The organism is Micromonospora sp. WMMD723 (genome assembly GCF_049863385.1).
GTDB classification, from domain to species: Bacteria; Actinomycetota; Actinomycetes; order Mycobacteriales; family Micromonosporaceae; genus Micromonospora; species Micromonospora wenchangensis.
The window spans coordinates 5446634-5469675 of record NZ_JBMKNR010000001.1 but is presented as its reverse complement, the minus strand read 5'-3'; the positions used below and the strand labels follow the sequence as shown (position 1 = coordinate 5469675).

Sequence of the window (23042 nt, the reverse complement as noted above, 5' to 3'; positions counted from 1 at the left end):
GGGACAGCAGATGGGCCAGACGTACGGCAGCCCCCCGTCGTCCGCGCCGGACGGTGCGGCCGCCGCCCGCCCGCCCGGACGGCCGGTGCGGATCCTGCTCGCCGACGATCAGCCGTTGCTGCGCACCGGGTTCCGGATGGTGCTGGGCACCGAGGACGACCTCGACATCGTCGCCGAGGCCGGGGACGGTCAGGAGGCGGTGGAGCTGTCCCGGCGGCTGCTGCCCGACGTGGTGCTGATGGACATCCGGATGCCCCGGATGGACGGGGTGGCCGCGACCCGGGCGATCGTCGAGGCACGCTTGCCGGTGCGGGTGCTCATCCTCACCACCTTCGACCTCGACGAGTACGTGGTGGGGGCGTTGCGGGCCGGGGCGAGCGGCTTCCTGGCCAAGGACGTGCCGGCCGACGACCTGGTCACCGCCATCCGGACGGTGGCCGCCGGGGAGGCGGTGGTGGCGCCGCGCATCCTCAAACGGCTGCTGGACCGGTTCGCCACCGTGCTGCCCGACCCGTCGGCGAGCCCACCGAAGGCGTTGGGCACGTTGACCGAGCGGGAACGGGAGGTGCTCGTCCAGGTGGCCCGGGGGTTGTCCAACGCGGAGATCGCCGCCGCGTTGTCGGTCAGCGAGACGACGATCAAGACGCACGTCGGGCACGTGCTGACCAAGCTACGGCTGCGCGACCGGGTGCAGGCGGTGGTGCTGGCGTACGAGTCGGGGCTGGTCCGCCCCAAGGCGTAGCCGGGCGGCACCGGGTGCCCCTCGGGGCGTACCCGGGGTGAGGCCGGTGGGGGGACGGCAGCGTTGCCGCGCTCACCTACCGTGACGAAAGGCGGCGCGGCGCGGTTGACCGTGTCGTGGCGTCAGATCCTGACGTCGGTGCCGGGGCCCCACCGCAGGGTGGGGTGGCACGACCGGTCTGCGGGTCAGGGACAACCCTGAGCCGTTCTCCGGGCCGACCCGCAGCGGGAAATCCGCGCCGGGTCAGTCCGTGGTCGGACGGATCCGCGCCGACCGGCACCGAGGATGGGATCGACCCCACCGACCAGCGGGGGCGGTGGGGGCACACACAGCCAGACGGAAGAGGTAGATGACGTGACCGCGACGGTAGGCCAGCATGCGCAGGCCGCGGCCCGGGCGAACGACGTGTGGAAGGTGTACGGCACCGGCGAGGCGCAGGTCGCCGCGCTACGGGGGGTCAGCGCCGAGTTCGAGCGGGGCAGGTTCACCGCGATCATGGGCCCGTCGGGCTCGGGCAAGTCGACGCTGATGCACTGCCTGGCCGGGTTGGACTCGGTCAGCAAGGGCACGGTGCAGATCGGCGACACCACGGTGACCGGGCTGGGTGACTCGGGCCTGACGAAGCTGCGCCGGGACAAGGTGGGCTTCATCTTCCAGCAGTTCAACCTGCTGCCCACGCTCACCGCCCAGGAGAACATCCTGCTGCCGATGTCGATCGCCGGCCGCAAGCCCGACCCGGCCTGGTACGACACGGTGATCGACACCGTCGGCCTGCGGGACCGGCTGGGGCACCGGCCGGCGCAGCTCTCCGGTGGCCAGCAGCAGCGGGTCGCCTGCGCGCGGGCACTGGTCGCCCGCCCCGAGGTGATCTTCGCCGACGAGCCGACCGGCAACCTGGACTCCCGCTCCGGCGCGGAGGTGCTCAACTTCCTGCGCAACTCGGTCCGCGAGCACGGGCAGACCATCGTGATGGTCACCCACGACCCGACCGCCGCCGCGTACGCCGACCGGGTGGTCTTCCTGGCCGACGGGCAGATCGTCTCGGAGCTGATCGAGCCGACCGCCGACACGGTGCTGGACACCATGAAGAAGCTGGACACCCTGGTCGAGGTGGCCGGCTGATGTTGCGGGCCACCCTCAAGAGTCTGCTGGCGCGCAAGGTGCGCCTGCTGCTGTCCGGCCTGGCCGTGGTGCTGGGTGTCATGTTCGTCTCGGGGGCGTTCGTGCTCACCGACACGCTGGGCCGCTCGTTCGACGCGGTCTTCGCCGACGCGTACGAGGGCATCGACGTCAACGTCGCCGGCAAGCCGAAGGTGGCGCTCAGCGAGATGCAGGGCGAGCAGGTGCCGACCACGGTGTCGGCGGCGACGGTGCAGCGGATCGCCGGGGTGCCCGGGGTGGCCGAGGCCACCGGCGTGGTCACCACCGACGGGGCCCAGTTGATCGGCAGCAACGGCAAGGTGGTCACGTCGTTCGGGCCGCCGCAGCTCGGGTCGAACTGGCAGGGCGAGAGCGACCTGGTGAAGCTGCGGGAGGGCCGGGAGCCCCGGGCCGACGACGAGATCGTCGTCAACGCGGCGCTGGCGCGGGCGGCCAAGGTGAAGGTCGGCGACCGGGTCGGGGTGCTGACCCCGCTGACGCCGAAGCAGACCTTCACCCTGGTCGGGGTCTTCGGCTACAGCGGTGACCGGGACTCGATCGGCGGGGTCAACGAGATCGCCTTCACCACCCCGGTGGCGCAGCGGCTGCTGCTGGGCGAGCGGGACGCCTTCACCAACGTCACGGTACGGGCGGACGCCGGGGTCGGCGACGCCACGTTGCGTGACGACGTGGCCCGGACGCTCGGCGACGGCTTCGAGGTCAAGACCGGCGAGCAGTTGTCGGCGGACGCCTCGGCGAGCCTGAAGGAGGGGCTGTCCTTCTTCAACAAGATCCTGCTCGGCTTCGCGGCCGTCGCGCTGCTGGTGGGCACGTTCCTCATCCTCAACACCTTCTCGATCATCGTGGCGCAGCGGACCCGGGAGCTGGCATTGATGCGGGCGATCGGGGCCAGCGGTCGGCAGATCATCGGTTCGGTGGTGCTGGAGGCGGTGGCGATCGGCCTGATCGCCTCGGTGCTGGGGCTGGGTGCCGGCATCGGCATCGGCGCGCTGCTGGCGTACGTCTTCGGCAACCTGGCCGGCGGGTTGACGCTGGCCGGCATCGGCGTCCCGGCGTCGGCGGTGATCGGCTCGTTCGCGGTCGGCCTGCTGATCACGGTGGTGGCGGCGCTGCTGCCGGCGCTGCGGGCCGCACGCATCCCGCCGATCGCGGCGATGCAGGACGTGGCCAACCCGGACCGGCCGCTGACCCGGGTCACGGTCACCGGTGGGGTGATCACCGGGATCGGCGCGGTGCTGCTGTTCCTCGGGCTCAGCGACAACGCCGGGGACAACACGCTGGCGGTCATCCTGGGCGGGGTGCTGTTCGCCTTCATCGGGGTGGCGCTGCTGACCCCGCTGATCAGCCGCCCGGTGGTGTCCCTGCTGGGGGCGGTCTTCGCCTGGTCGGTGCCGGGCAAGCTGGGTCGGCTGAACTCCGGGCGCAACCCGCGCCGCACGGCGATCACGGCGGCAGCGCTGATGGTCGGCATCGCCCTGGTGACCGGGGTGACGGTGATCCTGGACTCGGCGAAGGGCAGCATCGGCGCGCTGGCCCAGGACACCATCAAGGCCGAGCTGGTGATCTCGGGGTCGACGACCGGTCCGCGGCCGGCGAGCTTCGACCCGGCGGTGCTGACGAAGGTGGCGGCGCTGCCAGGCGTGCAGATGGCCGACGGCGAGTACGGCGACATGGGCATGGTCGACGGGAAGGTCACCTGGCTGGCCGCGTCCAGCGACGTGACCGCGTTGCAGCGGATCTTCGGGGCCAAGACGACCGCCGGTGACATCAGCCGGCTCGGCCCGGACCAGATGCTGTTCAGCTCCGACGCCGCCAGGTCCCGCAACATCTCGGTCGGTTCGACGGTGACCGTGCAGGCATCCCGGGGCGAGCCGCGCACCTACACGGTCAGCGGCATCTACGAGAGTTCCGAGCTGACCAGCCCGGTGCAGTTGCCGCCGCAGGCGGTGAAGGACTTCGCCATCCCGAAGCCCAACCAGGGGTTCATCCAGCTGGCTCCGGGCACCCGGGTGGCCGACGTGCAGCCGCAGGTGGAGGCGCTGCTGGCCGACAGCCCGGAGGTGTCGGTGGCCGACCGGGACGCGTTCATCGAGCAGCAGACCGGCTCGCTGGACAGCCTGCTCACGATGATCCAGATCCTGTTGGCGCTGGCGATCGTGATCGCGGTGCTCGGCATCGTGAACACCCTGGCCCTGTCGGTGCTGGAGCGGACCCGCGAGCTGGGCCTGCTGCGGGCGATCGGGCTGCGCCGGGCGCAGACCATGCGGATGATCACCGTGGAGGCGGTGGTGATCTCGGTCTTCGGGGCGCTGCTCGGGATCGTGGTGGGCGTCGGCCTCGGTGCCGCGGTGGTGCGGGCGCTCAAGGACGACGGCATCACCGACCTGATCCTGCCGTGGGGTCAGATGGGGCTGTTCCTGCTGCTGGCGGCCATCATCGGCGTGGTGGCGGCGGTGCTGCCGGCGGTGCGGGCGGCCCGGATCAACGTGCTGGGCGCGATCGCGCACGACTGATCCCGTCCGACCCGAGGGGGTTCCGCCGGCCGGCGGGACCCCCTCGTCGTGGCCGCGCGGGGTCCGCCCGACGGCTCAGCCGGGTGGCTCGCCGAGCAGCGCCGCGAGCAGCTCCAGGTCCGCCGAGGTCAGGCTCTCCACCTGGTGTACGCCGTCGGTCGGCGGCACCGGCACCTCCGCCGGCACGGCCAGCACCGCCGCACCGGCGGCGAGCGCGCTGGCCACCCCGGTCGGCGAGTCCTCGATCGCCACGCAGCGACCGATCGGCACGTCGAGCAGCCGGGCGGCGGTCAGGTACGGCTCGGGGTGCGGCTTGGCCGAGTCGACCTCGTCGCCGCAGACCACGGCGTCGAAGCTGTCCCGGCCGAGGGTGTCCAGGGCCACCTCGACCAGGGGCCGGCCGCTGGAGGTGACCAGCGCGGTGGGGATGCCGGCGGCGCGGACCGCCCGCAGCAGGGTCAACGCGCCCGGCCGCCAGCGCAGCCCGGTGCGGAACAGCTCCAGGATCCGCGCGTTGATCCACTCCGCGCTGACCTGCGGGTCCCGCTCGGGTTGGCCGAGGTCGTCGTGGAGGATGCGCATCGACGCGGCCATCGCGGTGCCGATCATCGCCCGCCGGGCCGGGCCGGTGAGCGTGCCCCCGTACTCGGCGGCCAGCTCGTGCAGGGCGACGTCCCACAGCTTCTCGCTGTCGACCAGGGTGCCGTCCATGTCGAAGAGCACGGCGGCGGGGTGTGGGCTGCTCAGCGGAATCCTCCTGGCGCTCGCGGATGGTCTCCGGGCGATCCTGCCAGCCCGGCCCGGGGCGCGTACCGCCGTACCGGCCGGACGTGACCTGCTCCTCAGCGCAGGTTGCAGGCGTCCAGGGACCGCTCGTAGCCGCGGAAGAACCAGTCGGTGCGCTGTTCGGCGGTGCCGTGCGAACCCTCGGCGAACCACGGCTGGTCGGGGTCGTCGCCGACGGCGAGCAGCCCCTCACGGAACTCGTCGAGGTCACCGGCGTCGAGTCTCAGGGTGCCGTCACGGACGGAGTCGCCGAGGTACGCCCCGGCCATGCAGTCGGCCTGCAGCTCCTGCTGGATGGTGAAGTTGGCGCGGATGCCGAGCCGGATCTGGATGCCGTGGGCGTACTCGTGGCCCAGCAGGTAGAACACGAACGCGTCACCGACCTGCCGGAACGCCGCCACCGACCAGTTGACGTCGTAGGCGATGAAGTCGCCCTGGGAGCAGTAGACGGCGTTGTTGCGGGGCAGCGCCTGACCGCCGCAGGAGATCTCGCCCTCCCGCTGGTAGGGCACGATCCGGCGGATCGGGCGGAACTCCTGGCCGGAGGCCCGGAACTGGGCGGCCCAGTAACGTTCGGCGATGGTGACCGCGTCGTCGATGTCGCTCTTGAACTCGGCCACGCTGGTGGTGCCGTCGGCGCGGGTGGTCTCCGTCTCCGACGGGGCCGGGGCCGCCGGGCGCGACGACTGCCGGGGGGCCGGTTCCCGGGGTTCCTGCGGGCCGCTCTCCCCCACCCCGCCGGCCGCGCAGCCGACCGCCACCACCAGCGCCGTCAGCGCGGCGAGCAGTGGTCCGTGCGAGCGGCGTCGCGAGCCTGCCGTCACCGTGTGCCTCCCAGGCGTGCCGGTCCTGCGATCGGTGGTACCCCGACCGTGGAACGATCATGCCCGGCCGGCGTCCCGTTGACCATGGGTGACCCGGGTCGGCCCGGCCGGACGGTCAGTGGTGCTCCTGCCCCCGGTGGATCGTGTCGTTCTGGGCGAAGTGGCGTTCCGCCTCGTACCGGTGCTGTCTGGCCTGGGCGTCCCGCCCGGCGGTGCGGTCCTCGACCCCGACGGTGCGGGCCCGGTCGCGCCAGGCGACCCAGCCGACCGTGCCGATCATCACCAGGGCCGCCGCGCCGACCACGAGCCACATCGTCGTCATGGGACCACGGTAGGTGACCGCCACCACCCGTCCCGGGGTTAACCTCGGGCCCGGTGTCCGGACCGGCCCGGCGGCTCCGACGTCCCGGTTGTCCGGCCGCACCCCGCGGCCGAGAGGAGAACCATGAAATACATGATCATGTTGTACGGCTCGCAGCGCGACTACGACGCCATGGCCGGCCGTCCCGGGGCGCAGCCGCCGATGACGCCGGAGCAGGTCGCCGCGATGCATGAGCACATGGCGGCGGTGCACCGGGACCTGGCCGAATCCGGCGAGCTGGTCGACGGGCAGGGGTTGACCGCGCCGGTGCACGCCCGGCGGGTACGGCTGCGACAGGGCACGCCCGTGGTCACCGACGGGCCGTACCCGGAGACGCAGGAGGTGCTGGCCGGGTTCACCGTCGTCGACTGTGTCAGCTTCGACCGGGCCACCGAGATCGCCGCCCGGTTCGTCGACCCGGACGCCGAGGGCGGGTACGTCGACGTACGACCGGTCGCCGACGGCGTCGACGACCTGGACGGCTGACCCGGTCGCCATGGGACCGTCCACCGTCGAGGACCTGCTGCGTGTGCTCGCGCCGCAGGTCCTCGGCGCGGTCGTCCGCCGGTACGGCCACTTCGACACCGCCGAGGACGCCGTCCAGGAGGCGCTGCTGGCCGCCGCGACCCGCTGGCCGGTCGACGGGCTGCCGGAGCAGCCCCGGGGCTGGCTGGTGACCGTGGCCGCCCGGCGGCTGACCGACCTGCTCCGCGCCGAGCAGGCCCGGCGACGGCGGGAGGACGACGCCGGCCGGGGGCGACGGTGGGTCGCCCCGGCGGCCGACCACCGGGAGCCGGGCGACGACAGCCTGGTGCTGCTGTTCCTGTGCTGCCATCCGGCGCTGCCGCCGGCCGCGCAGGTCGCGTTGACCCTGCGCGCCGTCGGCGGGTTGGGCACCGCCGAGGTGGCTCGGGCGTTCCTGGTGCCCGAGGCGACCATGACCCGCCGGATCACCCGCGCCAAGCAACGCATCCGCGACAGCGGGCTGCCGTTCGCGCTGCCCGGACCCGACGAGCGGGCAGTCCGGCTCGACGCCGTCCGGCAGGTGCTCTACCTGATCTTCAACGAGGGGTACGCCAGCACCACCGGCCCGCATCTGCGCCGGGTGGACCTGTCCACCGAGGCGATCCGGCTGACCCGGTTGCTGCACCGGCTGCTGCCGGACGATCCGGAGGTGACCGGTCTGCTGGCGTTGATGCTGCTCACCGACGCCCGGGGGCCGGCCCGGGTGGGCCCGGACGGCGAGCTGGTGCCGATGGCGGAGCAGGACCGCAGCCGCTGGCGGGCCGACCAGATCGCCGAGGGGGTGGCACTGGTCAGCGCGGTGCTGCCGCGCGGCGACGTCGGGCCCTACCAGCTCCAGGCGGCGATCGCGGCGGTGCACGACGAGGCGGCGAGCGCCGAGGCGACCGACTGGGCGCAGATCGAGGCCCTCTACGGGGTGCTGCTGGGGATGTCGGACAACCCGGTGGTGGCGCTCAACCACGCGGTAGCGGTGGCGATGGCCCGGGGTCCCGCCGCCGGGCTGCGCCTGCTCGACGCGCTGGCCGACGACCCCCGCGTCGGCGACGACCCCCGGCGGCACGCGGCCCGCGCGCACCTGCTGGAACGCTGTGGCAACCTCGCCGAGGCCCGGACGGCGTACGCCCACGCGGCCCGCCGCTCGACCAGCCTGCCCCGCCAGCGCTACCTGTACGCCCGGCTGGCCCGGCTGACCGACGCCGGGGACGGTGGGTCGGGCGACGGATGACCGTCACCTGGCGACGCCGTGACGGTGCACGGGTCGCCGCCCGCGGACCGCCCGACGGGATCATGAGTCGTCGGTGAGATCCCTGCCGAGGAAGCGGACCAGTGGTTCCACGTGCCGGTCCACCCGCCGCCACTCGGCCAGCAGGTCCCCCGGCAGGTGCTGCTCGGCCACCAGTTCACCGTGGCGGTACCGCCGCACCACCGGGTGGATGACGGTGCTGTCCCGGGCCGGTCGTCGGTCGGTGTCGGACCCGTCGGCGCGGCCCCGGCGCAGGGCCAGGGTGTAGCAGTGGGAGGAGTGGGCGAACCGGGGCACCGCGTAGTCCTCCGGCAGTTCCTCGTGGTGCCGGAAGCCCCCGGTGGCGTCGTCGCGGACGAAGACGTCGCAGAGGTACCCGGACTGGGTCCACAGCGCCGGGCTCCCGTTGACCCGGTCCAGCATCACCGTGGTCAACGAGGCCGGCTCGCCCGACGTGGTGGCGGCGGGCAGCGGCACGCCGTCGTAACGCTCCCGCAGCAGCCTGGTCAAGGTACGCAGGTTGTACCGGAATCCGTCGATGAACGGCGACGCGGCGTGCCGTACGTCCCGCGCCTGGGCGACGGTGCCGGCGAAGTACAGGTCGTCGACGTTGCTCGACTGCCAGTCGGGGCGCAGGCCCGGCAGCCGGCCGTCGCGCACCATGTCCGGCGTGCAGGAGGCGTCGAACAGGGAGGTGTCCATCCGGAAGCCGGTGCAGCGCAGCACCTCGTGGTAGTCGAGTTCGGCGGTCTCGCCGGGGGCGTGGGGGTCGGTGACCGAGACGCGGAACCCGCCGTCGACGGGCCGGATCGCGTCGATGGTGCCGTCGAGCACCGCGTGCAGCGGCGTGAACCGGTCGCTGTCGAGGATCGCGCCGTGCCGGCCCCGGACGTCGCCGGGGTGCCCGGTGTCGCGGGCCAGCCGCAGCGGCCGGCGGCTCGCCAGGTGCACCACCGACGCCCTGCCCAGGATCGACGAGGCGGTGTCGAACGCCGCGTTGCCCTTGCCGATGATCAGGACCCGCCTGCCGGCGTACCGGTCGGGGTCGACGTCCATCTCCTCGTAGCCGGTGGCGTGCTCGATGCCCGGGATGTCCGGCACGAACGGCCGACCCCAGCCGGTCGCCACGACCAGGCAGCGCGCCCGTACGACCCCCCGGTCGGTGCGGACGGTGAAGCCGTCTTCCTCCCGGGAGACCTGCTCGACGGTGGTGCCGTAGCGGACCCGGAGCTGGTGGATGCGCTGGAACTCGGCGAGGTACCGCACCAGGTCGTCGGCGGCCGGCAGGTACTCCTGGCTGAACTTCGCGAACAGCAGCTCCGGGTCGTCGTTGAGCAGCGAGTTCCCGTCGGACCGCAGTCGGATCCCGGGGTCGCTGCTGTCGGTGTGCACGGCGTTGAGCGAGTTCAGGCGGCGGTGGCGCGGGAACCGCCGGAAGAAACCCCCCGGTTCGGCGCCACGTTCGAACGTCAGGTAGTCGGCGCCCTGCTGCTGGAGGTGGTAACTCAGCTGCAGGCCGGCGGGCCCCGCTCCGACGATGACGTACGTGTGCGCGGTGTCGACCATCAGGGGAGCCCTTCGACGCGGAGGCGGTTGCTCCGACGATGAAGTGGATCACGATAGGTGTCAATGGTCGACGGCCGGCGTCGGCGGTCGGGGCCCGCCGGGGAGGCGGCGCAGCGTCGGTGGCTACGAGGAGATGGTGAACGCCGCGACGACGCCGTTGTGGTCGGAGTTGGTGCCGCTGACGATGCTGTAGTCGGTCATCCACATCTCGCGGTGTTCCTCGACGCGCTTCCAGAAGTAGATGTAGTCGATGTGCCGGTTGCCGTGCGTCCCGTTCCCCTTCTCGCCGTACAGGTTGTAGCAGGACCGCAGGTTCGGCAGCTCGTTGGCCTCGAACACCTTCCAGGGGAACTTCTGGTACCCGTACGCCCGGTCGGCGCTGAAGTCGACGTTCAGGTCGCCGCTGACGATGACCTGGCCGGAGTCCTTCTTGGCGGCCGCCAGGGTCTTCAGGGCCTGGAACTGCTGCTCGGCGCAGGCGGTCCGGGGCAGGTCCTCGGGCTGGCCGTTGTTCTCGATGCTCGCGTTGGCGTGCGCGTTGAGGTGGTAGACGCTGCGCCCGGTCGCCTTGTGGCGGTAGCGGACCCAGTTGTTGTAGCGGGCCGGCGGCACCTCGCCGGGCCCGTTGGTGTCGCACACGAAGTCCGATCCCTTGTCGAGCACCTCGAACATGCTCTTGCGGGCCAGCAGCGCCTCGTTGGCCGCCTGCGTCGGTTCGGGCGCGTACAGCCACCAGCCGTTGTCCGCCGCCCAGTCCTTCAGGTACGCCTTGCGGTTGCCCACCTCGTTGAGCCCGACCAGGTCCGCCTTCGCGGTGATCAGTTCCAGGTCATGGACGAAGTCGGCCTGGTTCAGCTCGTTGAGGATGTTCAGGGTCGCCGCCTTGAAGGTGGAGTTCGCGGCGGCGGCGGGAGTGGCCGGCACCAGGCTCACCAGCAGCACCGCCGCGCCGACGAGGGCACCCGCACTCCGTACCGACCACCGTTTTCCGCCTGCCATGGCTGTCCTCTCCGGAACGCCGACGGCCGGCGCGACAGACCCGGCCGTGAAGGAAGGTTACTTTGTCAACTCCGGCACGGTAGCTTAGTTTCACCCTCCGGACAACGGAGGCGCATTGTCCGTAGTGAATTGCCTATCCCGCCGGGGAGAACCCATGCACCTCCGAAGGACCTGGCGACCGGCGCTGATCGCCGTCGCGATGACGGTCGTCGCCGGCACCGTCGCCGCGCCCGCCGCAGCCGCCACCCCGCAACCGGTCTACGCCCCCTCGGGGGGTGTCGCCGATCCCGGCGTGGTGCGGCACAACGACAGCTTCGTCGTGTTCGCCACCGGCACCCGCGCCCCGGCCCACCGGGGTGACACCGCGTCCGGGCCGTGGAGCGCCCTCGGCACGGCCCTCGGGTCGGTGCCGGACTGGGCCGAGAACGGCGCGGTGTGGGCCCCCGACGCGGTCCGTACCGCCACCGGGTGGGTGCTCTACTACTCACTGCCCGCCAAGGGCAAGAACGGGCAGCGGTGCATCGGGGCCGCCACCTCCGACGCGGTCGGTGGGCCGTACACGCCGGTCGGCACCGCCCCGCTGATCTGCCCGGGTGGCGCGCACGGGGCGGACGACGTGGTGGCGGGGCGGCCGGTGGCCGCCGCCGGGGTGATCGACCCGTCCCCGTTCGAGGACGCCGACGGCAAGCGGTTCGTGCTCTACAAGACGCAGCAGACACCGTCGTCGATCCGGATGCTGCGGCTCGACGACACCGGCACCCGCTGGGTCGGCAACGCCAGTGGTGAACTGGTCCGCAACACCGGCATCATCGAGAACCCGGTGCTGCGGCAGCGGGGCTCCACGTTCGTGCTGTTCGCCTCCCGGTACGGCTACGACAACTGCAGCTACGCCACCGTCTATCTGACCTCCACCGACCGGTGGGACTTCCACGGTCGGACCGAGCACCAGTTGCTCACCACGTCCGGCACCGGGATCTGCGGCCCGGGAGGCGCGGACCTCGTCCCCGCCCTGGTCGACGACGAGCAGCGGCTGTTCCTGCACGGATGGGTCTGCGGCGGGACCACGCCCTGCCGGCAACGGGCCGACGGCTCGCTGCCGGCCGACGCCCGCCGCGCGCTGTACGCGGCGGTCTTCCGTTGGGAGGGCGCGACACCCCGGGTCGGCGCGTTCCTCTGACCCGGCCACCTCGCCCGGCGACGACCACCGGCCGCCGGGCGAGGTGGCCGTGGGCCGGTCAGTCGTCACGCTGGCGGCCCGACCGGCGGGTGGAACGGGCGACCACGACGGCGGCGGCGAGGCTGAGCGCGGCGGCACCCAGTTGCAACAGGCCGTCGAGCAGATCGACGAGGTCGACGAGAGAGGGGAAATCCACTGTGGCCTCCGGGGGTCGGTCCCCCGCCGTCCGCGTGCTGCGGAGGCGGCCCCCCGGGCCCGGCGGTGACAACCGCGGGCGCCACCGGAATTATGGCACGGCGGTCCGAACGCCGTCACCCGGCGACCACTGCGCGTCGCACCCGACCGGACCGGCGTGTCCCGGCCGGCGCGGGAACCCGTCGGCCGGCGCGGGATCAGAGCTGGCCGGGGTAGAACCCGTACCGGGCCAGCGGTTCGACGATGTTCTCCTCCTCGTAGGACAGGTGGGACAGCAGGGTGTCGGTGAGCACGTCCACCGCCTGCTGCAGGCCGGTGAGCCGCCCCGGGTCCCCGATCAGTGCGACCAGGGCCCGGTCGACGCCCTCGACGACCTCGTGGATGACGACGTGCTCCTGCTCCAGCCGGTCGATCACCGGGACCAGCCCCGGATCGGCCCGTCGCAGGTGCGGGAAGATCGCGTCGTCCTCCAACCCGTGATGCTGGGTGACCAGCGCGCAGTAGGCGGCGCAGTACGCCCCCAGCGTCCAGTTGTTCTGCCGCAGGGTCATCCGGTTGAGCACGCCCCGGGCATCGCCGGCGGAGACCACCCCCCGGCGCACCTGGTCGAGCAGGTCACGGATCTCGCCCAGTTCCCGACGCAGGTGGTCGTGCACGTCGACCAGGTGCCCACCGACGGCCTGGGCCTGCGGCGAGTAGACGTGCCCGGCCGGCGCGGGCGGGGCGACCGGCCGGGTCGACTCGTCCCAGAGCCGGTGGTCGCTGTGCCGTTCCCGGGGTGCGGGGGTGGGGGTGACCGCGAGCCCCGCGACACCCCCGGCCCGGACGGTTTCCCGTCCCTGCCGCGCCGGTCCCGCCGGCCCGCTCGGCTCCCCCGTGCCGCCCGCCGGCCCGGTCGGCTCCCCCGGTGCCGGGGCGGCCGGCGTGGGGACGGCCGAGCCGGCCCGCTCGGCGGCGACCAGTTCGCGGACCCCGGGGGCGACCTCCTGGGCGAAGAGCTGGATGCTGGCGGGGTCGTCGGCGCCGAGGACGAACCCGGAGGTGCCGTGCTCCAGCACCAGGTCGGTCAGCTCCCGCACCCACTGCCGGGGCGGGCCGTCGAGGAAGCCCGCACCGGTGCCGGTGAACCGGCCGGAGACGTTCAGCAACCGCCGCACCTCGGCGGGGTCCCGCCCGGCCGCCGCCGCGCCCTCGTCGACGAGCGCGTCGAGCCCGGCCAGGTCCGCCGGCCCGTTCGGCAGGTACGCCAGCGACGGCAGCCAGCCGTCCGCCGTCCGCCCCACCAGCCGCAGCAGCCTCGGCTTGTACGCCCCGACCCAGATCCCCACCGGGTGTGCCGGGGCGGGGCCGCGTTTCGCGCCGACCACCCGGTAGTGCTCGCCGTCGACCCGTACCCCGCCGCGCCGGTCGGCCGCCCACACCTCCCGGATGATCCGGATCGCCTCGTCGAGGGCGTCCACCGCCTGCCCGGGGGTGAGCCGTCGACCCCCGTTGGCCTCGATGGCGTCCCAGAACGCGCCGGTGCCGAGGCCGAGTTCGATCCGGCCGCCGCTGAGCAGGTCGAGGCTGGCGACGCTGCGGGCCAGCACCACCGGCTGGCGCAGCGGCAGGTTGAGCACGTTGCCGGCCAGCCTGATCCGGCTGGTCGCCGCCGCCAGGTAGGACATCAGCGTCCAGGTGTCGAGGAAACCCGGCTGGTAGGGGTGGTCCTGGAAGGTGACGAGGTCCAGGCCGGCCTGCTCGCAGAGCCGGGCGCGGGCGACGACCTGCTCCGGCTGCCGGGCGTCGGGGGTGAGGAAGCCGCCGAACAGCAGCTCGTGTCCGTAGTCGGTCATGACGCTGCCGTCACCTGGTCCCCTCGTCGCGTTCCCGGCGTCGCCCGGCGGCCCGGCACGGCCGCGACGACCGGCCCACCGTAGCGCTGACCTGCGCCGACCCGCCGGGCGGTCGCGGGTTTCGGGTCGCCCGGGGCCGGGTGCCGGCGCGGTCGGACGTCGACGGTGAGGTGCACGGCCACCGGGACGGCCACGAGTGGCACATCTTGCGGCCGCTTGCGAGGCTAGGAGCCGTGTATGACTACGACCTGTTGGTGCTGGGCTCCGGGCCCAGCGGTCAGAAGGCGGCGATCGCCGCCGCGAAGCTCGGTAGGCGGGTCGGCATCGTGGACCGCCGCGACATGATCGGTGGGGTGTGCATCAACACCGGCACCGTCCCCTCCAAGACGCTGCGGGAGGCCGTGCTCTACCTCACCGGCCTGAGCCAGCGGGACCTGTACGGCAGCAGCTACCGGGTCAAGGAGGAGATCACCGTCGGTGATCTGGCCGCCCGGACGCAGCACGTGATCAGCCGGCAGACCGACGTCATCCGCAACCAGCTCGCCCGCAACCGGGTCGCGTTGATCACCGGCACCGGCCGGTTCGCCGACCCGCACTCGATCTGGGTGGACGGCGGCTCCGGGCACGAGTCGAAGCTCACCTTCGACAAGATCGTCATCGCCGCCGGCACCCGCCCGGCCCGGCCGGACAGTGTCGACTTCGACGACCGGACGATCGTCGACTCCGACGGGGTGATCAACCTCCAGGCCGTGCCGCGCAGCATGGTGGTGGTCGGCGCGGGCGTGATCGGCATGGAGTACGCGTCCATGTTCGCCGCGCTCGGCACGAAGGTGACAGTGGTGGAACGCCGTGACGGGATGCTCGACTTCTGCGACGAGGAGATCGTCGAGTCGCTCAAGTACCACCTGCGCGACCTGTCGGTGACGTTCCGCTTCGGCGAGGAGGTCGCGGCGGTCGAGAAGCACGAGACTGCCGCGCTGTGCGTCCTCAAGAGCGGCAAGAAGATCGTCGCGGACACCGTCATGTACTCGGCCGGCCGGCAGGGGCAGACCGACGACCTGGCCCTCGACGCGGCCGGGCTGGAGGCCGACGCGCGCGGCCGGATCGCGGTGGACGAGCACTACCGCACCAGCGTCGAGCACATCTACGCGGTCGGTGACGTGATCGGCTTCCCGGCGCTGGCGTCCACGTCGATGGAGCAGGGCCGGATGGCGGCGCTGCACGCCTGCGGGGAGCCGGTGCGCGAACTCCAGGAGCTGCAGCCCATCGGGATCTACACGATCCCGGAGATCAGCTTCGTCGGCAAGACCGAGGAGGAGCTGACCAACAGCGCCACCCCGTTCGAGGTCGGCGTCGCCCGCTACCGCGAGCTGGCCCGGGGGCAGATCGTCGGCGACTCGTACGGCATGTTGAAGCTGCTCGTGTCGCCGCAGGACGGCCGGCTGCTCGGGGTGCACGTGTTCGGCACCGGCGCGACCGAGATCGTCCACATCGGGCAGACGGTGATGGGCTGCGGCGGCACGGTCGACTACCTGATCGACACGGTCTTCAACTACCCGACCCTGTCCGAGGCGTACAAGGTCGCCGCGCTGGACGCGTCCAACAAGATCCGTAACATCACCCGGATCGAGGGGTGAGCCACGGTCTGCCGTGGGCCCGACGTCGGGCCCACGGCGGACCGTGGGCACGGTCACCGGCCCGGTACGCGAGGTGGCCGGCGGTCGTCGACGCCACTACCCTCGACGGGTAGCCAACCGCCGATCGACAGGGTCCGCCGCGTGATGCCGAGAAGTCCCACCGTGGACGGGCAGTCGCCGGGTGACAGTCGCCGCCGGAGCCTCGGGGCGCTGCTACGGCGGGTGCATCTCGGTGGCCCGGTGTCGCGGGCCGGGCTGGCCGAGTGGCTGGGTGTCAACCGCAGCACGGTCCTGGCGCTCACCACGGACCTGGTCGCGGCCGGCCTGGTACGGGAGGGCTTTCCCGAGCTGACCGGGCGGGCCGGGCGGCCGTCCCTGGTGGTCCGGCCGGCCGCCGACCGGGTGTACGTGCTCGCCTTCGACATCGCGGTGGACCGGCTGGTCGCGGCCCGGGTGGGGTTGGGCGGGGTGATCCAGGACCGCCGCGAGGCGCACCGGGCCCGCGCGGGCGCCGACCTGGACACCGTCGTGCGGGTGCTGGCCGACCTCGGGCGGCAGTTGCACGCCACGGCGGCGTCGGGGGCGACCTGCGTCGGGATCGGCGCGTCGTACTGCGGGATGATCCGGCCGGGCGACGGGATGGTCCGCTTCGGGCCGGACATGGGCTGGGTGGACCAGGCGTTCGGCGCGGAACTGGCCCGCCGGCTCGATCTCGGGTTGCCGGTCCTGGTCGGTAACGAGGCCCACCTGGGCGCGGTGGCCGAGCACCAGCGCGGGGTGGGTGTCGGGGTGGACAACCTGGTCTACCTGCACGGCGACGTCGGGGTCGGCGGCGGGATCATCGTCGGTGGCGACCTGCTCGGCGGCGACGGCGGGTACGGCTCCGAGGTCGGTCACATGCTGGTCAACCCGTACGACGGCAGACCGTGCGGGTGTGGTTCACGCGGCTGCCTGGAGGCGGAGGTCGGCGAGCGGGCACTGCTCGACGCGGCGGGTCGGCCCGCCGACCGGATCGGCCGGGGCGCGGTCCGGGAGGTGGTCGACGCGGCGGACCGCGGCGACCCGGCCGCCCGGGAGGCGTTACGGACCGTCGGCGACTGGCTCGGCATCGGGGTGGCGAACGTGATCAACCTGTTCAACCCCGGCATGGTGATCTTCGGCGGGATGCTGCGGGAGGTGTACCGGGGATCGGCGGCGCACGTACGGCAGCGGATCGCCGTCAACGTCCTGCCGGTCTCGCGTACCCGGGCGCAGTTGCGGGTGTCCGCCCTCGGCGACGACGCCACCCTGGTCGGCGCGGCGGAACTCGGCTTCACCAGGCTGCTCGCCGACCCGTTGGGGACACCGGTCGGCTGAGCGGCCGGGGCGAAAACCGGTTGGCGGAAGCGGTCCGGTGGGCCAGGCTGGCGGGCATGACGTACTGACGGACACCCCCGCACCCCGCCCGCCCGCACCCGCACGCCCGTGCCGCGCCGCGGCACGCCGTGACGCCGTCGCGAGCCGTCGTGCCGCCGGCTGCCACCGTGCCGCCGCGTGTCGTCCGTCGTTCCCGTCACCCCGAAACGAGCGTCCGTGTTCCTACCGCACTCCCTGCCGTCCCCGTCCCCGTCCCTGACCACGGCCACGGCCACGGCCACCGTCACCGTCTTCGCCTCCCCCGAGAGCTGGATCGAGTCCGACGCCGTCCGGCAGTGCCACCAGGTGGCCGCCCTCGACGGCATGCGGCACGTCGCCGCCATGCCCGACCTGCACCCGGGCAAGGGCGCCCCGATCGGCGCGGCGATGGCGTCGACCGTGCTCTACCCGCACCTGGTGGGCTCCGACATCGGGTGCGGCATCGCCGTGTTCCCGATCGGCCTGAAGCGGGCCGTACCCGAGCGGATCGCCGCCCGGTTCCCGGACCTGGACCGGTCGCCGGACCCCGACGACCCGGCCTGGGCCGTCGTCCCCGGCGAGCCGCCCGCCGGCCACGTCGAGGGGCTCGGCACGGTCGGACGGGGCAACCACTTCGTCGAACTGGCCCGGATCGACACCGTCCTCGCGCCGGACCACGCGGCCCGGCTCGGGCTCACCGCCGGTGACCTCGTGCTCATCGTGCACAGCGGCTCGCGGGGCCTGGGCGAGCGGATCCTGCGGGCCCACACCGGGGCGCACGGCGCGGGGCCGGCCCCGGACCCGGCGGGCTACCTGGCCCGGCACGACGAGGCTGTCCGCTGGGGCGCACTCAACCGGCGGGTGCTGGCCGCCCGGGTCGCGCACGCCCTGGGGGCCGCGCCCACCGAGCCGGTCGTGGACCAGTGCCACAACCTGGTCGAGGTCCGTGACGGCGAGTACCTGCACCGCAAGGGGGCGGCCCCGGGCGACGGCCGGGACGTGCTGGTCGCCGGCACCCGGGGCACCCCGTCGTACCTCGTGGCCGGGCACGCCGGCCCGGCGGCCAACCACTCCGTGGCGCACGGCGCGGGTCGCAAGATGTCCCGCGCCGACGCGTTGCGCCGGGGCCGGGCCAAGCACACCGTCGCGCAGTTGCGGCGTACGCCGGTGGGTTCGCTGGTGGTGTGCGGCGACCGGCAGCTGCTGTTCGAGGAGGCACCGACGGCCTACAAGCGCATCGAGCAGGTGGTCGCCGACCTCGTCGCGCACGACCTGGCCACCCCGGTGGCGAGTACCCTCCCGCTGGTCACCTACAAGACGCCCGACCTCGGGCCGACCCACCGGGACGGGCGTCGGCGGGGTCGGGAGTGAGCGTCCACCTGCTCCTGTCGGCCGGGCGCGGCCCACAGGAGTGCGCCTGGGCGGTGGCCCGGCTGCTGGACCGGTTGCAGGCCGACGCCGCCCGGCACGGGGTGGACAGCCGCCGGGTCGAATCCGTCGTCGGCGACCGACCGGGCACCTACCGGTCGGTCCTGGTCCGGCTCGACGGACCCGACGTGGCGGGGTTCGCCGCCGGGTGGACGGGCACCCTGTGCTGGCAGGCGGCCAGCCCGTACCGGGCGACGACCGGCCGGAAGAACTGGTACGTCACCGCCCGACCGTGCCGGGTGGACACCCCGACCACCGCGTTCGTCGAGGCCGACGTGCACGTCGTCGCCTGCCGGACCGGTGGGCCGGGGGGTCAGCGCCGGAACAAGGTGAGCACGGCGGCGCGGGCGACCCACCGCCCCTCCGGCACCGTCGTCGTGGTGGACACCGAACGGCAGTTCGGTCTCAACCGCGCCGCCGCCCTGCGGTTGCTGCGGCAGCGCCTCGCCGACGACGATGCGCGTGCCGGCCGCGCCGTCACCGCCGCCCGCCGACGCCTGCACGACGAACTCGTCCGGGGCGACGCCGTGCGGGTCGAACGTCCCCGGCCGCCCGGCGCGACCGGGGCCCGGGTCAGGAGCCGTTCCGCAGGTCGGTCAGCCGGTCGCGGGTGAAGCGGATGTCGTCGAAGACGACCCGGCAGCCGTCGCCGGTGGGCGACTGCGCCTCCAGGCCGATCCTGGCGGCGGTGGCCGCGCCGTCGACGCTGAAGTACCTGACCATCCGCCAGGTCCGTCCGTCGACCGAGGCGTGGTACGCGAACGCGTGGTCGATCCGGGAGACCCGCAGCCAGACCGTGCGGGCGGCGACGACGAAGGCGTTGGCGTCGTCGGCGACGCCCCGGGCGACCACGGAGACGATCATCGGTTCGCCGTCGGGAGAGAGTTCGAAGCACAGCTTGCCCCAGTGCCGCTCGTCGACCCAGAGCAGCAGCACCCCGGCGTCGTAGGTGGCCGCGAAGTCGACGGTGACCCGGGCGCTGAACTGGAAGTCGCCGTCCGGGGGCGGGCCGAGCAGGGTCGCCGCGTCGAGCGTCGACCCGGCGGCCGGGTCGCCCGCCGCCGGGTCGATGAAGATGTCGCTGCGCGGGGCCGCCGACCCGGTCACCACGCCGTCCGCCCCGGCGATCGTCCACGCCGCCTCGGGCGACGGCGACAGCGCGAACGGCAGACCCGGGACGTTCCAGGTGGTGGTCATGGCGTCCATTATCTACCGGGGCCCCCGCGTGCGTCGTCCCGGTGACGCGCGCGGGTGACGGTGCGCGACCGGGAACGGCGGGACCGGCGGACGCCGACGGTCGGCTCCCCACCGGGCCGGCACGCACCGTTGTCGGTCGGGCCGCCTAGGGTGAGGGCATGGCTGAGCGAGGTCTGACCCTGATGGCGGTGCACGCGCACCCCGACGACGAGGCGACGAGCACCGGTGGCGTGTTGGCCCGGTATGCGGCGGAGGGCATCACGACGGTGTTGGTGACCTGCACCGACGGTGGTTGCGGTGACGGCCCCGGCGGGGTCAAGCCGGGCGAGCAGGGGCACGACCCGGCCGCCGTGGTGGCGATGCGGCAGGCAGAGCTGGAGGCGAGCTGCGCGGCGTTGAAGGTCAGTCACCTGGAGACGCTCGGTTACGCCGACTCCGGGATGATGGGCTGGTCGACCAACGAGCTGCCCGGAGCGTTCTGGAACACGCCGGTGGCGGAGGCGGCGCAGCGGCTGGCGGAGCTGATCCGGCGCTACCGGCCGGACGTGGTGGTCACCTACGACGAGAACGGCTTCTACGGCCACCCGGACCACATCCAGGCCCACCGGATCACCATGGCCGCCGTCGAGATGACCGACGTCCCGGCGAAGGTCTACTGGACCACCGTGCCGCACACGGCGTTCGCGGAGTTCGGCCGGGTGATGAAGGAGCTGGGCGTCGAGTGGGCCGAGCCGGAGGAGACGCCGGGCGCGGACGGGCCGGGCCCGCAGCTCGGCCTGCCCGACGACGAGATCACCACCTGGGTGGACACCAGCAGCTACGGCAACCAGAAGTTCGACGCGCTGGCCGCCCACGCCAGCCAGACCGAGAACATCTTCTTCCTGCGGATGGGCCGGGACCGGTTCGTCGAGCTGATGGGCCGGGAGACCTTCGTCCGGGTCCGCGACACCACCGGGGCGGCGCTGCCGGAGGACGACCTGTTCGCCGGTCTGCGCTGACCGGTCCGGCGAGTGTTGCCGGGGTGTTCCAGCCGTAACCGGGACGGAACACCCCGGCGGTCATCGCCTGGGGAAGATGGACAACTCGGTATGGTTATCCATCGACAACCGTCTTCCCAGACTCTCCACGGCCGACGATGATCGCGTCATCGAAAGATGCGAAAGCATCTCGGATCGGGGAGGTCAGTTTGAGATCAGCCCTAGCGCTGGCCGGCGTCACCATGCTGGTCGGCAGTGGTCTCGTGGTCACCACCACGAGCGCGTCCGCCGCTCCGCCCGCCGCCTCGGGACCATCGCTGGTCGCCGCCGCCGACACCGCGCTCAAGGAGCACTCCCGCGACGTCAGGTCGTCGGCGAAGGACCGCTACGCCGTGCACAGCAGCAGGCGCGACGCCCAGGGCCGGGGCGCGGTCCGCTACACCCGCGCCTACGACGGGCTCCGCGTCTACGGCGGGGACGTCGTCATCCGCACCGGGGCCGACGGTGACTACGCCGGCAGCTCGGTCGGCCTGGCCGCGCCGCTGAGCCTCGCCACCACCCCGAAGGTCAGCGCCGCCAAGGCCAGCAAGGCGGCGACCACCGCGTTCTCCGGCCGGATCACCGGCACCGGCGCGGCGGAGCTGTTCGTCGACGCCAGCAGCGGCACCGGCCGGCTGGCCTGGGAGACCGTGGTCACCGGCTGGGCGCCCGACGGGCAGACCCCCTCGAGGCTGCACGTGATCAGCGACGCGATCACCGGCGCCCGGATCGGCTCCTACGACGAGATCGAGTCCGTCGTCGGCACCGGCAACAGCATCTACGCCGGCCCGGTCGCGATCGACACCACCCAGTCCGGGGCCACGTACAGCATGATCGACCCGACCCGGGGCAACGGCCGCACCTGCGACATGAACAACGGCACGTCGACCTGCACCACCTTCACCGACGCCGACAACGTGTGGGGCACCGGCGCGGCCTCGAACCGGCAGTCCGCCGCCGTCGACGCCCACTTCGGCGCGGCGACGACCTTCGACTACTTCACCGAGGTGCACGGACGCAACGGCATCTTCGGCAACGGCACCGGCGTGCCGAGCCGGGTGCACTACGGCAACGCGTACGTCAACGCCTTCTGGGACGGCGCGCAGATGACCTACGGCGACGGCGCGGGCAACGCCAAGCCGCTGGTCGCCCTCGACGTGGCCGGCCACGAGATGTCCCACGGCGTCACCGAGAACGTGGTCCCCGGCGGCCTGACCTACTCCGGCGAGTCCGGCGGCCTGAACGAGGCCACCAGCGACATCTTCGGCAACATGGTGGAATTCTACGCGAACACCCCGGTCGACCCCGGCGACTACGAGGTCGGCGAGAAGATCGACATCCGGGGCACCGGCGCGCCGCTGCGCTACATGTACAACCCGACGCTTGACGGGTCGTCGCACGGCTGCTGGTCGACCAGCACCAACAGCCTCGACGTGCACTACTCCTCGGGCGTGGCCAACCACTTCTTCTTCAACCTGGCCGAGGGCTCCGGCGTCACCCCGTACGGCACCTCGCCGCTGTGCGGGTCGGCCCCGCCGGTGACCGGGATCGGCCGGGAGAAGGCGGAGAAGATCTGGTTCCGGGCGCTGGACGCGTACTTCGTGTCGAACACCCGCTACGTGAACACCGCCCAGCCGACCAACACCGCGCGGCTGCACACCCTGTCGGCCGCCACCGACCTGTACGGCCTGTGCAGCACCGAGTACAAGGCCGTGATGGCCGCCTGGACCGCGGTGAACGTCACCGGCACCGAGTCGTGCGCCGCCAACGACTTCACCGTCGCGGTCGCCCCGGCGACGGTGACCGTCGACCCGGGCACCTCGGCCACCGCCACCGTCACCACCACGGTCATCCGGGGCACCGCCGAGACGGTCACCTTCTCGACCGGCCCGCTGCCGGCCGGGGTGAGCGTGTCGTTCTCCCCCACGTCGGTCACCGCCGGCGGGTCGACCACCGTCACGGTCACCGCCGCCGCCACCGCCGGCAGCGGCACGGTGCCGATCACGGTGGTGGGCACCGCGCCCTCGGTGGCCCGCACGACCACGCTGAACGTGACGGTGAACGGGCTGCCGGGCTGCTCCGGCAGCAACGGCACCGACGTGCCGATCGCCGACAACTCGACGGTGGAGAGCACCATCGTGATCAGCGGCTGCGCGGCGACCCCGTCGACCACGAGCAAGGTCGAGGTGCACATCGTGCACACCTACATCGGTGACCTCGTGGTCAGCCTGATCGCCCCGGACGGCAGCGTGTACACGCTGCAGAACCGCTCCGGGGGCAGCACCGACAACATCGACCAGACGTACACCGTGAACCTCTCCTCGGAGGTGGCGAACGGCGCCTGGCGGCTGCGGGTGCAGGACGCGGCGAGCCTGGACACCGGCTACCTCAACAGCTGGAGCCTGAACCTCTGACGCGTCGGTGACGCAGGCGGGCCATCCGGGTCTTTCCGGGTGGCCCGCT

Annotated in this window: 20 protein-coding genes; 12 read left to right on the top strand and 8 right to left on the bottom strand. The window is 72.9% G+C overall.

Going from position 1 to position 23042, the window contains the following annotated elements; translation table 11 throughout:
• Nucleotides 1-10: 10 nt before the first annotated feature.
• The 3 genes from ACN261_RS23755 to ACN261_RS23745 all read left to right on the top strand — a co-directional run bounded on the left by ACN261_RS23755 (nucleotide 11) and on the right by ACN261_RS23745 (nucleotide 4416).
• Nucleotides 11-742 (top strand): response regulator, encoded by a 732-nt coding sequence (locus ACN261_RS23755; protein WP_425853641.1) that lies wholly within the window; start codon nucleotides 11-13, stop codon nucleotides 740-742.
• 354 nt (nucleotides 743-1096) lie between these two features.
• Entirely contained in the window at nucleotides 1097-1864 is a 768-nt protein-coding gene (locus ACN261_RS23750; protein ID WP_204924410.1) for an ABC transporter ATP-binding protein, read from the top strand.
• The gene (locus ACN261_RS23745; RefSeq protein WP_421481866.1) at nucleotides 1864-4416 is read left to right on the top strand and encodes an ABC transporter permease; all 2553 of its coding nucleotides are present in this window, start codon (nucleotides 1864-1866) and stop codon (nucleotides 4414-4416) included. Before ACN261_RS23750 ends, ACN261_RS23745 begins: the two co-directional genes overlap by 1 nt.
• A 75-nt stretch (nucleotides 4417-4491) precedes the next feature.
• Here ACN261_RS23745 and ACN261_RS23740 read toward each other — a convergent pair whose 3' ends face one another.
• The 3 genes from ACN261_RS23740 to ACN261_RS23730 all read right to left on the bottom strand — a co-directional run bounded on the left by ACN261_RS23740 (nucleotide 4492) and on the right by ACN261_RS23730 (nucleotide 6348).
• Nucleotides 4492-5139, bottom strand: coding sequence for an HAD family hydrolase (locus ACN261_RS23740; protein WP_425852201.1), 648 nt, complete (start codon nucleotides 5137-5139; stop codon nucleotides 4492-4494).
• Nucleotides 5140-5258: 119 nt separating this feature from the next.
• Nucleotides 5259-6026: a neutral zinc metallopeptidase gene (locus ACN261_RS23735; protein WP_421481864.1), complete on the bottom strand. Its 768-nt coding sequence runs from the start codon at nucleotides 6024-6026 to the stop codon at nucleotides 5259-5261.
• A gap of 115 nt (nucleotides 6027-6141) precedes the next feature.
• Nucleotides 6142-6348, bottom strand: a complete 207-nt coding sequence (locus ACN261_RS23730; RefSeq protein WP_425852199.1) for a hypothetical protein — start codon at nucleotides 6346-6348, stop codon at nucleotides 6142-6144.
• 123 nt (nucleotides 6349-6471) lie between these two features.
• Between ACN261_RS23730 and ACN261_RS23725 the strand changes: the two genes are divergently transcribed.
• Nucleotides 6472-6873, top strand: a complete 402-nt coding sequence (locus ACN261_RS23725) for a YciI family protein (RefSeq protein WP_421481861.1) — start codon at nucleotides 6472-6474, stop codon at nucleotides 6871-6873.
• A 10-nt stretch (nucleotides 6874-6883) separates the two neighbouring features.
• Nucleotides 6884-8137 carry an RNA polymerase sigma factor gene (locus tag ACN261_RS23720; protein ID WP_425852197.1) on the top strand — a complete coding sequence of 418 codons (1254 nt, stop codon included), beginning with the start codon at nucleotides 6884-6886 and terminating at the stop codon, nucleotides 8135-8137.
• Nucleotides 8138-8197: 60 nt separating this feature from the next.
• Here ACN261_RS23720 and ACN261_RS23715 read toward each other — a convergent pair whose 3' ends face one another.
• Together ACN261_RS23715 and ACN261_RS23710 are read right to left on the bottom strand one after the other, a co-directional pair.
• Entirely contained in the window at nucleotides 8198-9721 is a 1524-nt protein-coding gene (locus tag ACN261_RS23715; protein WP_425852195.1) for an NAD(P)-binding domain-containing protein, read from the bottom strand.
• 123 nt (nucleotides 9722-9844) lie between these two features.
• Nucleotides 9845-10720 (bottom strand): endonuclease/exonuclease/phosphatase family protein, encoded by an 876-nt coding sequence (locus tag ACN261_RS23710; RefSeq protein ID WP_421481858.1) that lies wholly within the window; start codon nucleotides 10718-10720, stop codon nucleotides 9845-9847.
• Nucleotides 10721-10874: 154 nt separating this feature from the next.
• On the opposite strand from ACN261_RS23710, the gene ACN261_RS23705 reads away from it, so the two are divergent.
• Nucleotides 10875-11897: a glycoside hydrolase family 43 protein gene (locus ACN261_RS23705; RefSeq protein WP_425852193.1), complete on the top strand. Its 1023-nt coding sequence runs from the start codon at nucleotides 10875-10877 to the stop codon at nucleotides 11895-11897.
• Nucleotides 11898-11955: 58 nt separating this feature from the next.
• On the opposite strand, the gene ACN261_RS23700 is transcribed toward ACN261_RS23705, so the two are convergent.
• Nucleotides 11956-12093, bottom strand: a complete 138-nt coding sequence (locus tag ACN261_RS23700; protein WP_421481856.1) for a hypothetical protein — start codon at nucleotides 12091-12093, stop codon at nucleotides 11956-11958.
• A gap of 196 nt (nucleotides 12094-12289) precedes the next feature.
• Entirely contained in the window at nucleotides 12290-13927 is a 1638-nt protein-coding gene (locus ACN261_RS23695; RefSeq protein WP_425852191.1) for an LLM class flavin-dependent oxidoreductase, read from the bottom strand.
• A 233-nt stretch (nucleotides 13928-14160) separates the two neighbouring features.
• Here ACN261_RS23695 and sthA point away from each other — a divergent pair, with 233 nt between their 5' ends.
• The 4 genes from sthA to prfH all read left to right on the top strand — a co-directional run bounded on the left by sthA (nucleotide 14161) and on the right by prfH (nucleotide 18980).
• Nucleotides 14161-15564, top strand: a complete 1404-nt coding sequence (gene sthA / locus ACN261_RS23690; RefSeq protein ID WP_421481854.1) for a Si-specific NAD(P)(+) transhydrogenase — start codon at nucleotides 14161-14163, stop codon at nucleotides 15562-15564.
• A gap of 144 nt (nucleotides 15565-15708) precedes the next feature.
• Entirely contained in the window at nucleotides 15709-16920 is a 1212-nt protein-coding gene (locus ACN261_RS23685) for an ROK family protein (RefSeq protein WP_425852189.1), read from the top strand.
• A 216-nt stretch (nucleotides 16921-17136) separates the two neighbouring features.
• Entirely contained in the window at nucleotides 17137-18309 is a 1173-nt protein-coding gene (locus ACN261_RS23680) for an RNA ligase RtcB family protein (RefSeq protein ID WP_425852187.1), read from the top strand.
• Entirely contained in the window at nucleotides 18306-18980 is a 675-nt protein-coding gene (gene prfH, locus ACN261_RS23675) for a peptide chain release factor H (protein ID WP_425852185.1), read from the top strand. The genes ACN261_RS23680 and prfH overlap by 4 nt, the downstream gene beginning before the upstream one ends.
• On the opposite strand, the gene ACN261_RS23670 is transcribed toward prfH, so the two are convergent.
• Complete coding sequence (locus ACN261_RS23670) at nucleotides 18940-19563, bottom strand: DUF1349 domain-containing protein (RefSeq protein WP_425852183.1); 624 nt, start codon at nucleotides 19561-19563, stop codon at nucleotides 18940-18942. The genes prfH and ACN261_RS23670 overlap by 41 nt on opposite strands.
• Nucleotides 19564-19721: 158 nt before the next feature.
• Here ACN261_RS23670 and ACN261_RS23665 point away from each other — a divergent pair, with 158 nt between their 5' ends.
• Nucleotides 19722-20561 (top strand): PIG-L family deacetylase, encoded by an 840-nt coding sequence (locus ACN261_RS23665; protein WP_421481848.1) that lies wholly within the window; start codon nucleotides 19722-19724, stop codon nucleotides 20559-20561.
• A 188-nt stretch (nucleotides 20562-20749) separates the two neighbouring features.
• A complete protein-coding gene (locus ACN261_RS23660) occupies nucleotides 20750-22993 on the top strand; it encodes a M4 family metallopeptidase (protein ID WP_425852181.1) in 2244 nt (747 codons plus the stop codon).
• The last annotated feature ends 49 nt before the right edge of the window (nucleotides 22994-23042 follow it).

Bases quoted from the DNA above. Each gene is read 5' to 3' on its own strand.
- ACN261_RS23665 (WP_421481848.1), top strand. From the start codon at position 19,722: ATGGCTGAGCGAGGTCTGACCCTGATGGCGGTGCACGCGCACCCCGAC.
- ACN261_RS23715 (WP_425852195.1), bottom strand. From the start codon at position 9,721: ATGGTCGACACCGCGCACACGTACGTCATCGTCGGAGCGGGGCCCGCC.
- ACN261_RS23720 (WP_425852197.1), top strand. From the start codon at position 6,884: ATGGGACCGTCCACCGTCGAGGACCTGCTGCGTGTGCTCGCGCCGCAG.
- ACN261_RS23725 (WP_421481861.1), top strand. From the start codon at position 6,472: ATGAAATACATGATCATGTTGTACGGCTCGCAGCGCGACTACGACGCC.
- ACN261_RS23730 (WP_425852199.1), bottom strand. From the start codon at position 6,348: ATGACGACGATGTGGCTCGTGGTCGGCGCGGCGGCCCTGGTGATGATC.
- ACN261_RS23705 (WP_425852193.1), top strand. From the start codon at position 10,875: ATGCACCTCCGAAGGACCTGGCGACCGGCGCTGATCGCCGTCGCGATG.
- ACN261_RS23745 (WP_421481866.1), top strand. From the start codon at position 1,864: ATGTTGCGGGCCACCCTCAAGAGTCTGCTGGCGCGCAAGGTGCGCCTG.
- ACN261_RS23670 (WP_425852183.1), bottom strand. From the start codon at position 19,563: ATGACCACCACCTGGAACGTCCCGGGTCTGCCGTTCGCGCTGTCGCCG.
- ACN261_RS23685 (WP_425852189.1), top strand. From the start codon at position 15,709: ATGCCGAGAAGTCCCACCGTGGACGGGCAGTCGCCGGGTGACAGTCGC.
- ACN261_RS23695 (WP_425852191.1), bottom strand. From the start codon at position 13,927: ATGACCGACTACGGACACGAGCTGCTGTTCGGCGGCTTCCTCACCCCC.
- ACN261_RS23755 (WP_425853641.1), top strand. From the start codon at position 11: ATGGGCCAGACGTACGGCAGCCCCCCGTCGTCCGCGCCGGACGGTGCG.
- ACN261_RS23710 (WP_421481858.1), bottom strand. From the start codon at position 10,720: ATGGCAGGCGGAAAACGGTGGTCGGTACGGAGTGCGGGTGCCCTCGTC.